This is a genomic window from Citrobacter sp. HN-141 (assembly GCF_033341895.1).
In the GTDB taxonomy this organism is placed as follows: Bacteria; Pseudomonadota; Gammaproteobacteria; order Enterobacterales; family Enterobacteriaceae; genus Citrobacter.
Genome location: NZ_JAWPBF010000015.1, coordinates 30,712 through 44,862, shown reverse-complemented (window position 1 = coordinate 44,862; position 14,151 = coordinate 30,712). Strand labels below are relative to the sequence as shown.

Sequence of the window (14,151 nt, the reverse complement as noted above, 5' to 3'; positions counted from 1 at the left end):
AGTATACGCCAGCAAGATAGATTTTCTTTCTTGCTACGCTATTTCTTCTCATTCGTCAGTACCGCCGCCAACTGGCATCTTTAGTGCATCAACACATTCTTTAAATGAGGTTTGCGATGAACGCATTATTTGCCGGAAAAAAACTGTTAGTGGTGGGCGGCACCAGTGGTATCGGATTTGAAACCGCGAAGCTGATCCTTCAGGGTGGTGGCCGCGTGGTGCTGATTGGCAATCGTGCCGAGAAAGCGGAACAGGCCCGTCAGGCTCTGGCGGCGCTGGGTGATGTGGCGGTCATTGTGGCGGATCTGATGTCAGACGCCGGAATGAAGCAGGTGATGGCAACGGTGAACGCCGGGCACAAAGATATAAACCTGCTGGTGAATGCGGCCGGGGTCTTCTTCCCAAAACCTTTCACTGATCATGAAGTTGAAGATTATGAACTGTATATGAGCCTCAACCGCGCGACGTTTTTTATCACCCGCGATGTCGTGCGAAATATGGTAGCGGCTAACATCCCGGGGGCTATTGTGAATATTGGTTCGATGTGGGCACAACTGGCGATTGGCGCAACGCCTTCTTCAGCGTACTCAATGGCAAAAGCGGGCCTGCATGCCATGACCAAAAATCTGGCTATCGAACTGGGCTCTCACGGTATTCGCGTCAACGCCGTTTCGCCAGCCGTCGTGCATACACCTATCTACGAAGGATTTATCCCGAAAGAAGACGTACAAGGTGTGATGAGCAGCTTTGACAGCTTCCATCCGATTGGGCGGGTCGGTACGCCGCGTGATGTGGCTGAATCCGTCGCGTTCCTGTTGTCAGACAAAGCGCAATGGGTGACTGGCGCCATCTGGGATGTCGATGGGGGAGTTATGGCTGGACGTAATGGCTGACAGGGGCTGATGCCGCGTATGACAAAACGCCTGCTTATACTAAACAGGCGTTTGTGAAAGAAGGAAAAAGTTAAGCGCGCTGAGAGTCCAGCAGTTCGTTATTTTTCACGACATCCTGGGCTTTGGTATAGCTTTCAATCAGCAACTGATAAGCCGGGAAGATTTTGGTATAGACTTCAGCCCATTCCGCTGCGTCCTCCCGATTCCAGGTTTTCTGCAGTTCGGACGCAACCGCGGCAGTATCCATCGGCACGACGCCAGCCTGTACGACGCGGGCCATGGTGATCTCCTGCGCCATTTTGCTGTAAGTACCGGAAGCATCGATGACCGCAAAGACTTTAAAGCCTTCAGCTACCGCGCTAATGGCCGGGAATGCCATGCATACGCTGGTGATGGTACCAGCAATAATCAGCGTCTTACGCCCTGTCGCTTTTACCGCCGCAACAAACTCTTTGTTATCCCAGGCGTTAATTTCACCTTTGCGTGCGACATAATGTGCATGAGGTGCGTTTTCATGAATTTCCGGGATAAGTGGACCGTTTGGCCCCTGCGGTACAGAAGCGGTGGTGATCACCGGCATTTTGCATAAGGTGGCGATTTTTGCCAGAGCCGTTGCTCTTGCACGCAGTTCAGTCATTGGCATATCGCCAACGGTCTGGAACAGGCCGCTTTGATGATCGATAAGCAACATCACTGCGTCATTGACATCAATCACTGGGCGTTGGCCATTAAAATTAGCAGGTGTAGACATGATTCATTCCTTGTTGTTGCTTTTTGCGGGTTATCTAACCCGCAGTAAAGTCTATAATCGCCTGGGCGATATCCATTTTTGCTCTACAGCTAATTAACCATTATTGACATCATCATGGTTAATTTCAGAGGGGCTAAAGTTATCTTTTTCAGAATTTCCTTAGTGAACTTAATTTCCTCCCACCCCATTAAAATAACAATGCCTGTTATTATGAAATTATATTTCTTTATTCATCTTATTTTATGGTGTGCACTGGAATTAAAGGGTGAAGATCTGGTGGATGTTTCTGGTCTATATATCTTTATATGGTTATTATTATTGTGATACAGGATGAATATTAACGATATATATTAAATGTTAACTTTGTGACGAAAGCTACTGTTTTTTAGAGGCTAATGAGCATATCTATTTTTTGTCCAGTTATTCTTGAGTTAAGCAAATCCTCCAGCTGATATTTATTATGCTCCCCGAACAACAGGGGAGCACGGTATCAATATTACGGCTCAATCGGGGTCAGATAATCCAGCCGTAACGGCTCAGCCAGAAGGTCATTCATTTGCAGAATGAATGATTGAAAATGTGGCAGGGCGATATGGTCGTCCAGACCGGCCTGACCGCGCCAGGACTCACGCACGTAAAAAACATCCGGTGTGTCGCGTAACTGGAACAGGTCATACTCAATATTTCCCGGCTCCCGACGAGTGGGGAGTAACAGCGCTTTTAACGCCTGTTTTAGTGCGTTGGTTTTCCCTGGTTTGGCTTTCAGTACCGCAATAATTGAAATCACGTCAGAATCAGACATGTTAAAACCCCTCCAGCACAATCTTGCCAACTGAACGACCGGTTTCAATTTGCGCGTGGGCTTTTTGCAGATTCGCCGCAGTGATAGCACCAAAATACTCGCCCAGTGTGGTGCGAAGAGTGTTGTTATCGATCAGCTGCGCCACGCGGGTCAGTAACTGATGCTGCGCAATGATGTCGTGGGTGGTGAACATCGAACGGGTAAACATAAATTCCCAGTGCAGTGAAATACTTTTGGCTTTTAGCGGACGTGCATCCAGCGTTTGCGGATCATCGATCAGCGCCAGTTTTCCCTGCGGAGCCAGTGCTGCAATGATTTGCTGGTAGTGCTGCTCGGTATTGTTCAGGCTGGCAACGTGTGTTACTTCCTTGATTCCTACCCGCGCCAGCTCATCCGTTAACGGTTTGCTGTGATCAATCACATGGTGCGCACCCGCTTCACGGACCCATTTCTGGCTTTCCGCGCGTGATGCTGTGCCGATCACGGTCATTTTCGTCAGTTTACTGGCCAGTTGAGTCAGAATGGAGCCGACGCCGCCAGCCGCGCCAACAATCAATAAAACATCATTTTCATTGCCGCCTTCCTCTACGCCGAGGCGATCGAACAGCATTTCCCATGCGGTAATCGCGGTCAGCGGCAGGGCTGCAGCAGATGCGTTATCTAGTGATTGCGGCTTCAGCGCGGTAATGCGCTCATCAACCAGTTGAAATTCGCTGTTGCTCCCGGCGCGACCCAGCGCACCGGCATACCAGACTTCATCACCGGGTGAGAACAATGTCACCGCTTCACCGATGGATTTCACGACACCCACAGCGTCCCAGCCCAGCACGCGCGGCACGTCTGCATTGAAACCTTCGCGAACTTTGGTATCGACTGGATTGACGGAAATCGCTTTCACTTCAACCAGCAGGTCATGCCCAGTGGCGACCGGAACAGGCAGATCTATCTCGTGTAAAAACTCAATGTTGTTGCCGTGGGTTGCGGCGCGGGTAATGGCGATGGCTTTCATGGTCTCTCCGGTTACAGGAATCAGTTGAATAATTCGATGGTAAACCGGCAACAGAACGGGAAAAATAGCCCTACGGCGACAGGACTTATACTCGGGGAGTGAAAATGTTCCGGCTTGAAGATCTCACGTTGTTTGTCCGCTCCGCGGCGCTGAATAGCTTTAGCGATGCCGCACGCGAAGCTGGCGTCCAGCCCGCTCAGGTCAGTTCTGCCATCAAGCGTCTGGAATCCACGCTGGCCATCCGCTTGTTTGCCCGCTCCACACGCAGTCTGCGGCTGACGCCGGAAGGCGAGGTTTGGTTGCCCTATGCCCGCCAGATGCTGGATGTGATGCATGCCGGGTTACAAAAAATCCAGACGCCGGAAGATGAAATTTCAGGCACGCTGCAAATTGCCGTTCCTTCCGATCTCGGGCGGAATTTGTTGCTGCCGGTTTTTCAGTCGTTTCGACGCCGTTATCCTGCGCTGCGTCTGCGGATCTTTTTCTCCGATCAGGTCACGGATGTCTTTAAAGACCCCGTCGATGTCGCGTTTCGCTACGGCAATACAGAAGATGCGTCTTATATCGCGCTACCCGTTGCATCGGGTAACCGACGTGTGCTGGTGGCTTCTCCGGAGTGGGTTTTGCAAAACGGTGAGCCACAATGTCCGGATGATTTAGCACAGCTTAATGCCATGACCTTTGTATTGCGTGGGCGCCTGCACGATCGCTGGACGTTTACGCGTAACGGCGAGGTCAGCAGTGTGCAAGTCAACAGCACCATTATGAGCGACGATGCGGAAGTGATCCGCCGACTGGCGATTGCCGGTGAGGGGATAGCGTACAAGTCGTGGCTGGATGTCAGTGAAGATGTGCGTGACGGTCGATTACAACTGCTGATGACGGATTATCAGGGAGAGAAAGTCCCGCTGAATATGATTTGCCCGCATCGGAAGCAGCTTTCAACGGCGGTACGCCTGTTGCACGAGGCGGTGAAGGCGCGGTGTGAAATGCTGGCGCAAAGCTAATACGCGCTTTACGCCAGAATATTATCGCGTCGTTACTCAGTCTTTCTTCGCGGCGTTAGCAAAGAATATATCAGACTGAATGTCTTTGGTGCGGAGGGTGAACAGCTGATTGGTCAGGTCTTCCGTCAGCTTCTCAGCATCGGCCATGATGCGCAAGTTGAAGTCATTCAGCATCTTATCCGCGGCGGGCTTATCCGTTTTCGCCATCTTCAAATATTCTGCTTCGACCTCTTTTTGCTCCTTCGCAACTTTATCTTCCCACGCTTTGTAGGCTTTTTTAACAATTGGGGCGAGTTTCGGATAATCGGTCATCGTCAGCGTCTGCAATTTGCGATATTTCCAGTAGATAGACTGATCGTCCGCCTTATCTGTACCCATCGTATAGTTGGCCGGGTAGGCTTTCAGGCCGCTGTAGTACGGAACGAAAGCGGTGAGATCGGCCATACCCAAACCGATATAAGTCGTTTCACCAATCTCTTTTGGCAACCACGGACGGACCTGCATGACGTGTGCCTCGTAGGTACGGAACACGCTGACAGGGCGCCATGGCTCTTTACCGTTCAGGCCGTTGGTGTAGGGGTCATGGCTGGTACCTTCATAGTGATTGCGCAGTACCGCCTTCACATCATCCAGCGTCATTTTCTTCTCTGGCGTCATGAAGACCGGGAATTCACGACCGTTAGCCATATCCTGTTTTACAGAAGGGTTGAACTCTTTCTGGATGGTCCATACCCGAGGGTCGTTATACGTGCGGTCGCGTTCATCATCACGGGTATAGACTTTGGAGAAGTTGAATTTGCCATCTTTTGCCCGATCGTAAAGACCTTTTTCAGTGGCGAACTCAACCAGATTTTTCGATGCCATCATGTTCGGGTTTTTAGGATCGTAATCCTGTAAACGCCCCTGATTGCCGGTAGCAAAGTACTGATTGTTGGGCAGACGCTGCGCCATCCACTGGTGGCCGCTACCGGTCTCCAGATACCAGATTTCGTTATCATCCACGACGGCGACCCCAAAGCCTTCACCTGCACCGGCGGTTTCAACGATATGGCCGAGCAGTGCTACGGCTTCCCGCGCGGTTTTACTCTGTGACAGCAGAATGTCCGGGATATCGTCTTCGGTGATTCCTTTATCCTCAACGTACGGATCGACTGCCAGTGCTTTTGGCGAGGCAAAAATAGATTCTGTACCGCTTACGCCAACACCCAGTTCGTTAAACCCGGTTGCGCCGTGCAGTTGGGTTTTCCAGTTAGGAACGGTGGTATAACGCAGGGAGTTTTTCGGCAGAGGCCAGGTAAAATCATTTGCGCCATTATGCGCTTTGGTGCTGTAAACACCGGTCTGATTCTGTTTTGCCGGATGAATGACAAAATGTTGAGCTTTCAGGGCATCGCTGTCGGCACTACGGGCGACCAACATCGATCCGTCCGCTGATGCTTCATTGCCAACCAGCAGGGTTGTACAGGCAAAACCCGATGAAACGACGGCCAGGTTAATAGAAAGTGCAATCAGGCACTTTTTAAACGTAAACATTAAATATCCCTCAATAAGTACGCCATTAAATACATCGGAAACACATTGTTTCCTGAAATGCGAAAACGTCTGACTGGTCAGACATTGCTCGCCGGAGAGATAAACGTCCCTGCCCACGTTTTCTCCAAATATCCATTGGTCTGTTGAAGTCTTCGGGACGAAATAACGCGTCCATTTCGCTTAATTATTACGCAATGAATATCAAGGTATTCAGGAGGTTTCCTGATTCGGGGGAAAGAATAGCAATGGGTTATTGGTGTATTCAGTGACACATGTCTCGTAAGTCAATGATGACAAATATGCATCTCCACGGAAGAACGGTATTTTTTGTATCTGAATCTGATGTTACTTTTTACGGCAGTACAGTGAGGGAACACTTGAACTCGCAAAAATCCATGCGCCTTTATACTCCTCCATCACCAGGCTCAGACTCCGTCCGGTCTGGCGATAAAACCCTAGCAGAGTCGTGTTGATATCGGCCTCATCTGCTGTGTCAGCGAAGGTTTTTACGACCTGCATCGCCTGCAGTAATCGTGCATCGTGCTGCCGGGTATAGCTAAAATAAACGTTTCTGCTGATATCCGTGGTGTTATGTCCATATAACTTTCCGGTGATGGTCGCCAGCCCTTCATCATTGCGCATGCGAAACGATACTGTGCCGGTAAAACGCTTGTTGCCAATATTCCATTCAACGTTTCCCACACAATTCAGTGGCTGGTCAGCATACCGCGAATGCCATAACCAGGCACCTGAACCGAACATCACGACCAGCACGGCTACGAGCAGGGTCCGATTACGTGTTTTTTTCATTTCTTGTCTCGTGCATCCAGTAGTAATGGGTGGTACAAAATGCGCGAGCATCTACCCGCGCATCTTTATCGCATACAAATGCCACTACTCTTTCTGTTTTACGGTAACCGGTAAGAAACACATGTTTGTTTTTTTCACAGAGCTCGGGATGTAACTGCATCAGGCTGAAATAGCCCTCGTGATCTTGCTCATTTGGTGAATAATAAATTTTGCAGTTCTGACGCGATGGAATCTGCATAGAGATGGACACAAAATTGTTAAACGGCATGGTCGGGCGCGTCTGATACCACACCAGCCAGATAATCAGGATGACGATAACCGCGCTGGCGGTAAGTAAAAGGTTCCACCACGCGAGCTGCGTTGCCTGTGCCGGGGGGAGTATTACCTCATGGTCGTCATGAACTGGAATACTGGCTGACAAAGAAACATCATCATGAGAAAGCGTAATTGTCTCTACCAGCGTATTTTCATTCAATGTAAGTCCGCGGCGGGAAATAGTTTTCACCGTGTCACGGGGCAACCCGACATCCGCCAGTGCATTACGTAGCGTCAGAATAGCCTGGTAGAGGGTATTGGTCGTCGTGACATTATTTCTCTCTCCCCAGCCTACTTTTATCAGCGTGTTCTGAGAAACAATGTCACTTGCGTGAGTAATTAAATAGAGAAAACACAGTGAGGCAGGAAGTTGCAGTTGAATTGATCGCCCGGTCTGCCGGTTGACCAGGCTTTTGTTATCAGGATTGAATTCGACCAACTGATTGATAAGGTACAATTCCCGGTCCTCTGTAACGTAACGTACCATGGGGTACTGTAGTGTACCTTTTAATACTACATGCAAATTGATAGCGCGCCTCTATCTTTGTACATGTTTGAGGATAAGAATTTTTTGTCAATCATAAAACGTTTTTAAATACAATGAGTTATACGTGCTATTTCTTAGGTGAGAATTAGCTAAGGTGAAATAATAAGAATTCATTACAGTTTTATCTGAATGGCAATTATATTTATCCCCAGCAGCACAAGGGTGATTGAGTTATCAAAATTGTGTTATTAATAAGTATCGTTCATTAAGGTTATATTTTAGCAAATAGTGCTATATTCAGATTTATCCTATGGTCTGTATTTATGCATAAAAATCCTAATGAACTGGCAAATAATCCGATATAAAACGTCGAAATACTACGCTGTATCATGTTATTTATAGCTAATGTTAATTTACTTCTCAGGAGTTTATAACATTTCTAATGGCTCACTGTTATTAACTGACATGGAACTCACAATGTGTTGGATTGACACATTTATTTACCAATGAAATATTTAGGGAAAAATAGCAGGGGTCATCGTTGATGAAGATAAAGCCGCTACAGAGTGTTCGTTGCATAAGCTGTGAATTATCCTGTCAATTATTTCCGGATGCTGCGGTACGGGCACAGTACTGTCACCGTGCCGCCTTTGCAATCTGGCCAGAGGGAAATCGTTTTCTGAAAAAAGGAATTATCGAAAAACTCCTGCTTAATAATCAGAACTATTTATCTCATGGGTTTATTTTTATTGATTTTTCATTCCCGAATTTGCGCCTGTTTGCCGATCCGCACTGGGTGGATCGCCTGACGCAAAGTGGTATGCATATCGTGCTGATATCTGACAGGATCCTGACGCCGCTAGCCAATTACTGGCTTGCAAAAAGTAATAAAATACAAGGTATTATTTATTCTGACGATGATGAGGATGTCCAGCACCAGAAAATCCGCCGCCTGTTTACTGGCCATCTCGCCAATAGCAAACGCGGACGCTCACTAAACTACACGGAAATGATATTACTCAAGCGATTTGTTTCAGGAATTAGTATTCAGCAAATAACCAAGATAGACAATATAGATGTTAAGAGAATATATGTATATAAACTTCGGCTTGAAGATAAGCTGGGTTTAAGTATTCATAAAATTCTTTCTAATATTTTATAAATCTATTTTTATTTTATTATTTTCACATCATGGCGATGTGACGGACGCTCTACGCCCAAAAGCAGGAGGCTATTATGCCAAACCCCAGGAATTACTCACGTCTTGCCATATCGGTGTCAGCCGCGTTGGCCTCAATGATATTTTCAACCCATGCCGCCTGGGTTGACGTTGATAGTCTTCCTTCCAGCGGGCTGGTGAGCAGTCTGCCCCCGGAATTGCAGGCTATAATACCCGCACAGGCAGGTGCGAATTTCGCAAAAACCAGCGCCATGCCGAATTATGTTTATCAATGGAGTGCGGGCACTATTCCCGTTTATGGCAATGGATTAACGATTAATGGACCCGGTGCTGAAGCTTTTGAGCACTCTATTACCGTTATTCAGAACAGTGCTACGGGTAGCCCTGGCGTTATTTTCGGTGACGATCTGACGATTCGCACGCAGTCAAAGAATGCCGCCAATAATGGTAAAGATGTTGACGGTATCCGCACGCACGGTGCCAATATGCCGGATAACCCGGTCTTTATTATCACCGGCGACCGTACATCCATCTATGTGGATGGTCAGGATGGTGATGGTATTAACGCCGGTTATAACGCGGTAGGTCAGGGTGGGAGAGGCTCGGCAAACATCTACGTCGGCGACGATCTGTATATTCAAACCACCGGCTCTCAGGGGCGTGGTATCACCGCAAATGCGTTAAGGGATGCCACGCTTGCCAAAAATACCATTGTCGTCGGCGATCGCGCGCACATTGTGACAACCGGTGACAGCTCAGAAGGTCTTCGCACCGGACAGAGCGGCTCTTCGATCCGCCTTGGCAATGACGCCATCATTGAGACCACGGGGACCTCCTCAACGGGGATTTATGCCGCCTCATCGTCCAAAACGGAGCTGGGCAACAACGCGAAGATTACGGTTAACGGCATTAGCGCGCATGCGGTCTATTCCACTAATGCGACCGTGAATCTGGGTGATAATGCAGCGATAAGGGTTAACAGCTTCGATAAAAGTTACTCATTTAGCAAAGCCCCGCGTGGCCTGTATGCAGCTTCACGCGGCGCGATAAACCTCGCAGGCGGTGCGGCCATTACCATGGCGGGCGATCACAGCAATGAAAGCTATGCTATTAGCACCGAAACGGGTGGCATTGTGGATGGTTCTGCTGGCGGGCGCTTCCTCATCAACGGCGATCTTCACGCCGCCAGTGCGACTGCCGCAACGAGCAGCCTGCCACAGCAAAACAGCACCATTACGCTCAATATGACCGATAACTCGCTGTGGGAAGGCGCGTCATATATCACCAGCGCTACTGCCGGGACGGGCGTTATCTCGCTTAAAATGAGCGACGCGACCTGGAACATGACCAATAGCTCAACGCTGACTGACCTGACGCTGAACGGTGGAGCAGTCGTGAACTTTGGCCATGCTGACGGTGAACCGTGGCAGACGCTTACGATTAATGAAGATTTTACCGGGAACGGCGGTAAGCTGGTTTTCAACACGGTTTTGAATGACGATACCTCTGAAACTGACAAGCTGAAAGTGCTCGGCAACACCGCGGGTAATGCGTTTGTGGCGGTAAATAACATTGGCGGCACCGGGGCGCAGACCATTGAAGGTATTGAGATCATCGAAGTGGCCGGTATTTCTGACGGTACCTTTGAGAAGGCGGGCCGTATTGTTGCCGGGGCGTACGACTATAACGTGGTGCAGAAGGGTAACAACTGGTATCTGACCAGTTTTATTCAGCCGGAAGACCCGGACCCCGTCGATCCGCATGACCCTGATCCGGTTAGTCCAGACCCGGTCGATCCTGTGGACCCGATTATTCCTGAACCGGAAGAACCCGATGTGCCTCCGGTTACCGAGCAGCAGTACCGCCCGGAAGCGGGTAGCTATCTGGCGAACAACTATGCCGCTAACACGCTGTTTATGACCCGACTGCACGACCGTCTGGGTGAAACACAGTACACCGACATGCTGACTGGCGAGAAAAAAGTCACCAGTTTGTGGCTGCATAACGTTGGGGCGCATACCCGCTTCAAAGACGGTAGCGGGCAGTTGAAAACCCAAAGCAACAGCTATGTGATGCAGCTAGGCGGCGACCTGGCGCAGTGGAGTAGCGACGGTCTTGACCGCTGGCACCTCGGCGCGATGGCCGGTTATGCCAACAGCCAGAGCCGCACGCAGTCCAGCCTGACCGGCTACTATTCGCGTGGTCAGGTTACTGGCTACAGTGTGGGACTGTACGGTACCTGGTATGCCAATGAGGCTGACAAGTCAGGTGCCTATGTGGATACCTGGGCGCTGTACAACTGGTTTGATAACAAAGTGATGGGCCAGGAGCAGGCGACGGAGAAATATAAATCCAGCGGGATAACCGCTTCGGTCGAAGCCGGTTATAGCTTCAAGCTGGGTGAAAGTGAGCGCAACAGCTACTGGCTGCAACCAAAAGCGCAGGTGGTGTGGATGGACGTGCAAGCCGACAACCACCGCGAAGCGAACGGTACCCGCGTGAAGGACAACACTGATGGCAACCTGATGACCCGTCTGGGGGTAAAAGCCTTTATCAATGGTCACAACGCCATCGACGACGGTAAATCTCGCGAGTTCCAGCCGTTTGTCGAAGCCAACTGGATCCATAACACGCAGACAACCAGCGTGAAGATGGACGATGTGAGCAACGACATGCGCGGCACCAAAAACATCGGCGAGCTGAAAGTCGGTGTTGAAGGCCAAATTACCCCGCGCCTCAATGTGTGGAGCAACGTGGCCCAACAGGTTGGTGACAAAGGTTACAGCGATACCCGCGGTATGTTGGGTGTGAAATATAACTTCTGATGTAATGCAGTAATGTAAAAGCCGCTGATTAACCGATCGGCGGCTTTATTTTTTGGGAGTCGTAGGCCGGATAAGCGTTAGCGCCATCCGGCAACACAAGCAGAGTGCAGCGCTAGCTATTACTATTTTTGCTACAAGCAAGTTCTTTGCCTAAAGCGATCATGGCCAACTCAGAAGGACTGTACTTTGTTCGTTCTTTAGGATGGATCTGGAGGTAATTGCCAACAATATCAGCTTCCTGTCCAATGGTTATGCTCTCATTACAGATGATTTTTTCTTTTGACAGTGTCCCCGCTACACCGGCAACAAAAGACATATACATCACTGCTGTCTGTTCATCCCGAACGTTTAAATAATCAAAACCTTTCTCATACAACTGATAGCCGTGATAAAGCGAGTTGCCGTCGATATTCAATGTCGATTTTGCCAGCACGGGTGTTGAAAAACAGAGCAATAACAAGACAGGAATGGCAATTTTACTGATCATATGAGCACCAGCCGCCCTTATGGTGTGGGCCAGTACCGCCGTGCGGATGTTCTCCTTTCGGGCATGCAAAAACAGTGGATGATGCGGTGATAGTGACGAGAGCGATAATCATTGCCATAAATACGTTTTTCATTAGTCGTCCATTGTTGCAATTATTTATAAATAAAAATACACATATCATTTAAGCTGAGATGGTATTATGCCTATTAATTTAATTGACATTATAATGCGGGCTTCACTGTGATGTCATTTATACCTTTTGGCATAGGCTATCAGGAGAGTGTTTTGAATATGACGTTCAGTGTATAGTATGAAACAATTAAAATGAGAGTATATGAATAGTCTAACAACAGGAAAACATGCACGTGTACACGCGCTACGCCTGGGATATGAAGAATTTCCAGATGAGAATGCTTATGGCGGTGCATATTATATTAAAGATGGTCTGAAATGGATATTTACTATTGTAGGGCTAAAGAAACATTTAGGTATCTATAATGATGATGATTTACGCAATGAGAAATATGATGTAGATACCTATTATCGTCTAGAGTCAGAGCCAGAAGATAATGAAATGCAATCGCTATACGATGATTTGAAGATAAGTGACGGTGAGCCTGTTTATCTGGAAGGGGGGATGTACCTTTATCCCGATGGCTCTATTCGGTGATTCATTTGATAGCGTAGGCCGGATAAACGTTATCGCCATCCGGCACCAGGTGAACGTGTAAGTAACGCTTACAGGTTCACCTACACGTTACTGGAGAGTCGCCAGCGTGCTCTCAATTCTGTTCAGCTTCTGATGTGCCTCTTTCAGCTCATCCTGCAACCGTTGTTCCTGCTCGCCATAGACCATCAGGACGATACAACCGTTCATCACTTTTACGGTAATCTGTTGTCCGGTATCAAACCCCGCCGCACGTAGCCACTTGCCGGAAAGAATAATTTTGGGTGTGGATTTGTCGAAAACATTCGGGCGGTATCCCACAATTACCGAACGTTCGGTTCCGGATTGGTCGGTGTCTGGGGTAGAATGCGAATCAGCCATAATCAACTCCTTGATAGTTGGTGAGGTTAGCTCTCGCCAGATACAAAAAGGTACGTACATGCCAACAGCTAAACGCGACCCAAATCAGTCTAAATCTGGAAAAGCACCAACTTTCCAGATTCGTATCACGCCCGAGTTAAAGGCGCAGTTTGAGGCTGCGGCAAAAGCAGAAGGGATGAGTTTGGGGAATTGGCTCAAAACCTTGGGGAGAAAGGAACTTAAGAGGTTAGGTATTGAGCCTCAAGATAAGTAGTGACTCGATTAATTGTCCTGTCTTGCTGGAATATTTATAATTTCCATTTTTAAAGCATCTTCTCCTGAAAATATTGCAGCTAAACCTTTTCTTATTTTTACCTGATCGCTCTCGATGGCTCCATGGGCAACCGGAGAATATGTGGCTGTTTGTAATTGGACTCGCTCAAAATCATAGCCAATATCTTTTGCAATATCTGATAATAAATCCAGAAACAAATTATTACTTGTTTGATTCCATATAGCGCCCTGGGCATTATCGTTACCAGGGTATGAAGTATTCAAGTGTGCAAAATAAAGCTTCCATGAAGATAATACTCTACCCTCAGAAGCGCTCCTCTTTGTCTTTCCTTTTTTTAATTTACCATAAAATGCTAAGTCTATCATATTTAGCGCGCGAACATGCTCATTGGATAATCTGGCATTCTGAGAGCGTGTCGCCATGAGTTGTTTGAATATGTCAATTTTCAATGATTTTTTTTGTGAATATTTTTCAATGAATTTCTGAGTTTGAACCGCTAATAATGGACTAATTACAGTAGCTGTAATGGCTATAATAGTAAGCGCTGTACTCATATAAGATTACTCATAGTAAATAGATGTATTCAGAATTTTGAGCTGAGAATCATATAGGAATTTGTGAATGGAGAAGATATGGCAAATGGCGGATATAAGATAAGCAAATTGGCGGAAGATCACAGGAGTTCGATATGCAATTTAACATCATGTATTTATTGGTGTTTTAATATTTA

Annotated in this window: 16 protein-coding genes; 6 read left to right on the top strand and 10 right to left on the bottom strand. The window is 47.9% G+C overall.

Features of this window, described 5'->3' with window-relative positions; genetic code table 11:
* The first annotated feature begins 116 nt into the window (after positions 1–116).
* Positions 117–893, top strand: a complete 777-nt coding sequence (locus RYZ59_RS17860) for an SDR family oxidoreductase (RefSeq protein ID WP_318049883.1) — start codon at positions 117–119, stop codon at positions 891–893.
* A gap of 70 nt (positions 894–963) precedes the next feature.
* Here RYZ59_RS17860 and RYZ59_RS17855 read toward each other — a convergent pair whose 3' ends face one another.
* From RYZ59_RS17855 to RYZ59_RS17845, 3 genes are all read right to left on the bottom strand, one after another.
* Entirely contained in the window at positions 964–1,644 is a 681-nt protein-coding gene (locus tag RYZ59_RS17855; protein WP_202037376.1) for a hydrolase, read from the bottom strand.
* Between the two features lie 496 nt (positions 1,645–2,140).
* Entirely contained in the window at positions 2,141–2,431 is a 291-nt protein-coding gene (locus RYZ59_RS17850; protein ID WP_271449771.1) for a putative quinol monooxygenase, read from the bottom strand.
* A gap of 16 nt (positions 2,432–2,447) precedes the next feature.
* Positions 2,448–3,455 (bottom strand): zinc-binding alcohol dehydrogenase family protein, encoded by a 1,008-nt coding sequence (locus RYZ59_RS17845; RefSeq protein ID WP_318049884.1) that lies wholly within the window; start codon positions 3,453–3,455, stop codon positions 2,448–2,450.
* A gap of 104 nt (positions 3,456–3,559) precedes the next feature.
* Here RYZ59_RS17845 and RYZ59_RS17840 point away from each other — a divergent pair, with 104 nt between their 5' ends.
* Positions 3,560–4,462, top strand: coding sequence for a LysR family transcriptional regulator (locus RYZ59_RS17840; protein ID WP_318049886.1), 903 nt, complete (start codon positions 3,560–3,562; stop codon positions 4,460–4,462).
* 36 nt (positions 4,463–4,498) lie between these two features.
* Here the strand turns inward: RYZ59_RS17840 and RYZ59_RS17835 are convergent, their stop codons facing one another.
* The 3 genes from RYZ59_RS17835 to RYZ59_RS17825 all read right to left on the bottom strand — a co-directional run bounded on the left by RYZ59_RS17835 (position 4,499) and on the right by RYZ59_RS17825 (position 7,577).
* Positions 4,499–5,995 carry a C69 family dipeptidase gene (locus RYZ59_RS17835; protein WP_318049887.1) on the bottom strand — a complete coding sequence of 499 codons (1,497 nt, stop codon included), beginning with the start codon at positions 5,993–5,995 and terminating at the stop codon, positions 4,499–4,501.
* A gap of 345 nt (positions 5,996–6,340) precedes the next feature.
* On the bottom strand, positions 6,341–6,805 hold the full coding sequence (locus RYZ59_RS17830) for a hypothetical protein (protein ID WP_318049888.1): 465 nt from the start codon (positions 6,803–6,805) through the stop codon (positions 6,341–6,343).
* A complete protein-coding gene (locus RYZ59_RS17825) occupies positions 6,789–7,577 on the bottom strand; it encodes a transcriptional regulator (protein ID WP_202037382.1) in 789 nt (262 codons plus the stop codon). The genes RYZ59_RS17830 and RYZ59_RS17825 overlap by 17 nt, the downstream gene beginning before the upstream one ends.
* 574 nt (positions 7,578–8,151) lie before the next feature.
* Between RYZ59_RS17825 and RYZ59_RS17820 the strand changes: the two genes are divergently transcribed.
* On the top strand, positions 8,152–8,769 hold the full coding sequence (locus tag RYZ59_RS17820; protein ID WP_318049890.1) for a helix-turn-helix transcriptional regulator: 618 nt from the start codon (positions 8,152–8,154) through the stop codon (positions 8,767–8,769).
* A 74-nt stretch (positions 8,770–8,843) separates the two neighbouring features.
* Positions 8,844–11,612, top strand: a complete 2,769-nt coding sequence (locus RYZ59_RS17815) for an autotransporter outer membrane beta-barrel domain-containing protein (RefSeq protein WP_318049892.1) — start codon at positions 8,844–8,846, stop codon at positions 11,610–11,612.
* Positions 11,613–11,724: 112 nt separating this feature from the next.
* Here the strand turns inward: RYZ59_RS17815 and RYZ59_RS17810 are convergent, their stop codons facing one another.
* A complete protein-coding gene (locus RYZ59_RS17810) occupies positions 11,725–12,099 on the bottom strand; it encodes a Rap1a/Tai family immunity protein (protein WP_318049894.1) in 375 nt (124 codons plus the stop codon).
* A complete protein-coding gene (locus RYZ59_RS17805) occupies positions 12,089–12,232 on the bottom strand; it encodes a hypothetical protein (RefSeq protein ID WP_318049895.1) in 144 nt (47 codons plus the stop codon). Before RYZ59_RS17805 ends, RYZ59_RS17810 begins: the two co-directional genes overlap by 11 nt.
* A gap of 201 nt (positions 12,233–12,433) precedes the next feature.
* On the opposite strand from RYZ59_RS17805, the gene RYZ59_RS17800 reads away from it, so the two are divergent.
* Positions 12,434–12,769, top strand: a complete 336-nt coding sequence (locus tag RYZ59_RS17800; RefSeq protein ID WP_204191585.1) for a hypothetical protein — start codon at positions 12,434–12,436, stop codon at positions 12,767–12,769.
* Positions 12,770–12,856: 87 nt separating this feature from the next.
* Here the strand turns inward: RYZ59_RS17800 and RYZ59_RS17795 are convergent, their stop codons facing one another.
* Positions 12,857–13,147 (bottom strand): SymE family type I addiction module toxin, encoded by a 291-nt coding sequence (locus RYZ59_RS17795; protein ID WP_191238003.1) that lies wholly within the window; start codon positions 13,145–13,147, stop codon positions 12,857–12,859.
* A gap of 58 nt (positions 13,148–13,205) precedes the next feature.
* Between RYZ59_RS17795 and RYZ59_RS17790 the strand changes: the two genes are divergently transcribed.
* Positions 13,206–13,400: a toxin-antitoxin system HicB family antitoxin gene (locus tag RYZ59_RS17790; RefSeq protein ID WP_318049897.1), complete on the top strand. Its 195-nt coding sequence runs from the start codon at positions 13,206–13,208 to the stop codon at positions 13,398–13,400.
* A gap of 8 nt (positions 13,401–13,408) precedes the next feature.
* On the opposite strand, the gene RYZ59_RS17785 is transcribed toward RYZ59_RS17790, so the two are convergent.
* A complete protein-coding gene (locus RYZ59_RS17785) occupies positions 13,409–13,975 on the bottom strand; it encodes a DUF6680 family protein (RefSeq protein ID WP_318049898.1) in 567 nt (188 codons plus the stop codon).
* Positions 13,976–14,151 lie beyond the last annotated feature (176 nt).

Bases quoted from the DNA above. Each gene is read 5' to 3' on its own strand.
- RYZ59_RS17860 (WP_318049883.1), top strand. From the start codon at position 117: ATGAACGCATTATTTGCCGGAAAAAAACTGTTAGTGGTGGGCGGCACC.
- RYZ59_RS17855 (WP_202037376.1), bottom strand. From the start codon at position 1,644: ATGTCTACACCTGCTAATTTTAATGGCCAACGCCCAGTGATTGATGTC.
- RYZ59_RS17845 (WP_318049884.1), bottom strand. From the start codon at position 3,455: ATGAAAGCCATCGCCATTACCCGCGCCGCAACCCACGGCAACAACATT.
- RYZ59_RS17840 (WP_318049886.1), top strand. From the start codon at position 3,560: ATGTTCCGGCTTGAAGATCTCACGTTGTTTGTCCGCTCCGCGGCGCTG.
- RYZ59_RS17835 (WP_318049887.1), bottom strand. From the start codon at position 5,995: ATGTTTACGTTTAAAAAGTGCCTGATTGCACTTTCTATTAACCTGGCC.
- RYZ59_RS17830 (WP_318049888.1), bottom strand. From the start codon at position 6,805: ATGAAAAAAACACGTAATCGGACCCTGCTCGTAGCCGTGCTGGTCGTG.
- RYZ59_RS17820 (WP_318049890.1), top strand. From the start codon at position 8,152: ATGAAGATAAAGCCGCTACAGAGTGTTCGTTGCATAAGCTGTGAATTA.
- RYZ59_RS17815 (WP_318049892.1), top strand. From the start codon at position 8,844: ATGCCAAACCCCAGGAATTACTCACGTCTTGCCATATCGGTGTCAGCC.
- RYZ59_RS17810 (WP_318049894.1), bottom strand. From the start codon at position 12,099: ATGATCAGTAAAATTGCCATTCCTGTCTTGTTATTGCTCTGTTTTTCA.
- RYZ59_RS17805 (WP_318049895.1), bottom strand. From the start codon at position 12,232: ATGAAAAACGTATTTATGGCAATGATTATCGCTCTCGTCACTATCACC.
- RYZ59_RS17800 (WP_204191585.1), top strand. From the start codon at position 12,434: ATGAATAGTCTAACAACAGGAAAACATGCACGTGTACACGCGCTACGC.
- RYZ59_RS17795 (WP_191238003.1), bottom strand. From the start codon at position 13,147: ATGGCTGATTCGCATTCTACCCCAGACACCGACCAATCCGGAACCGAA.
- RYZ59_RS17790 (WP_318049897.1), top strand. From the start codon at position 13,206: ATGCCAACAGCTAAACGCGACCCAAATCAGTCTAAATCTGGAAAAGCA.
- RYZ59_RS17785 (WP_318049898.1), bottom strand. From the start codon at position 13,975: ATGAGTACAGCGCTTACTATTATAGCCATTACAGCTACTGTAATTAGT.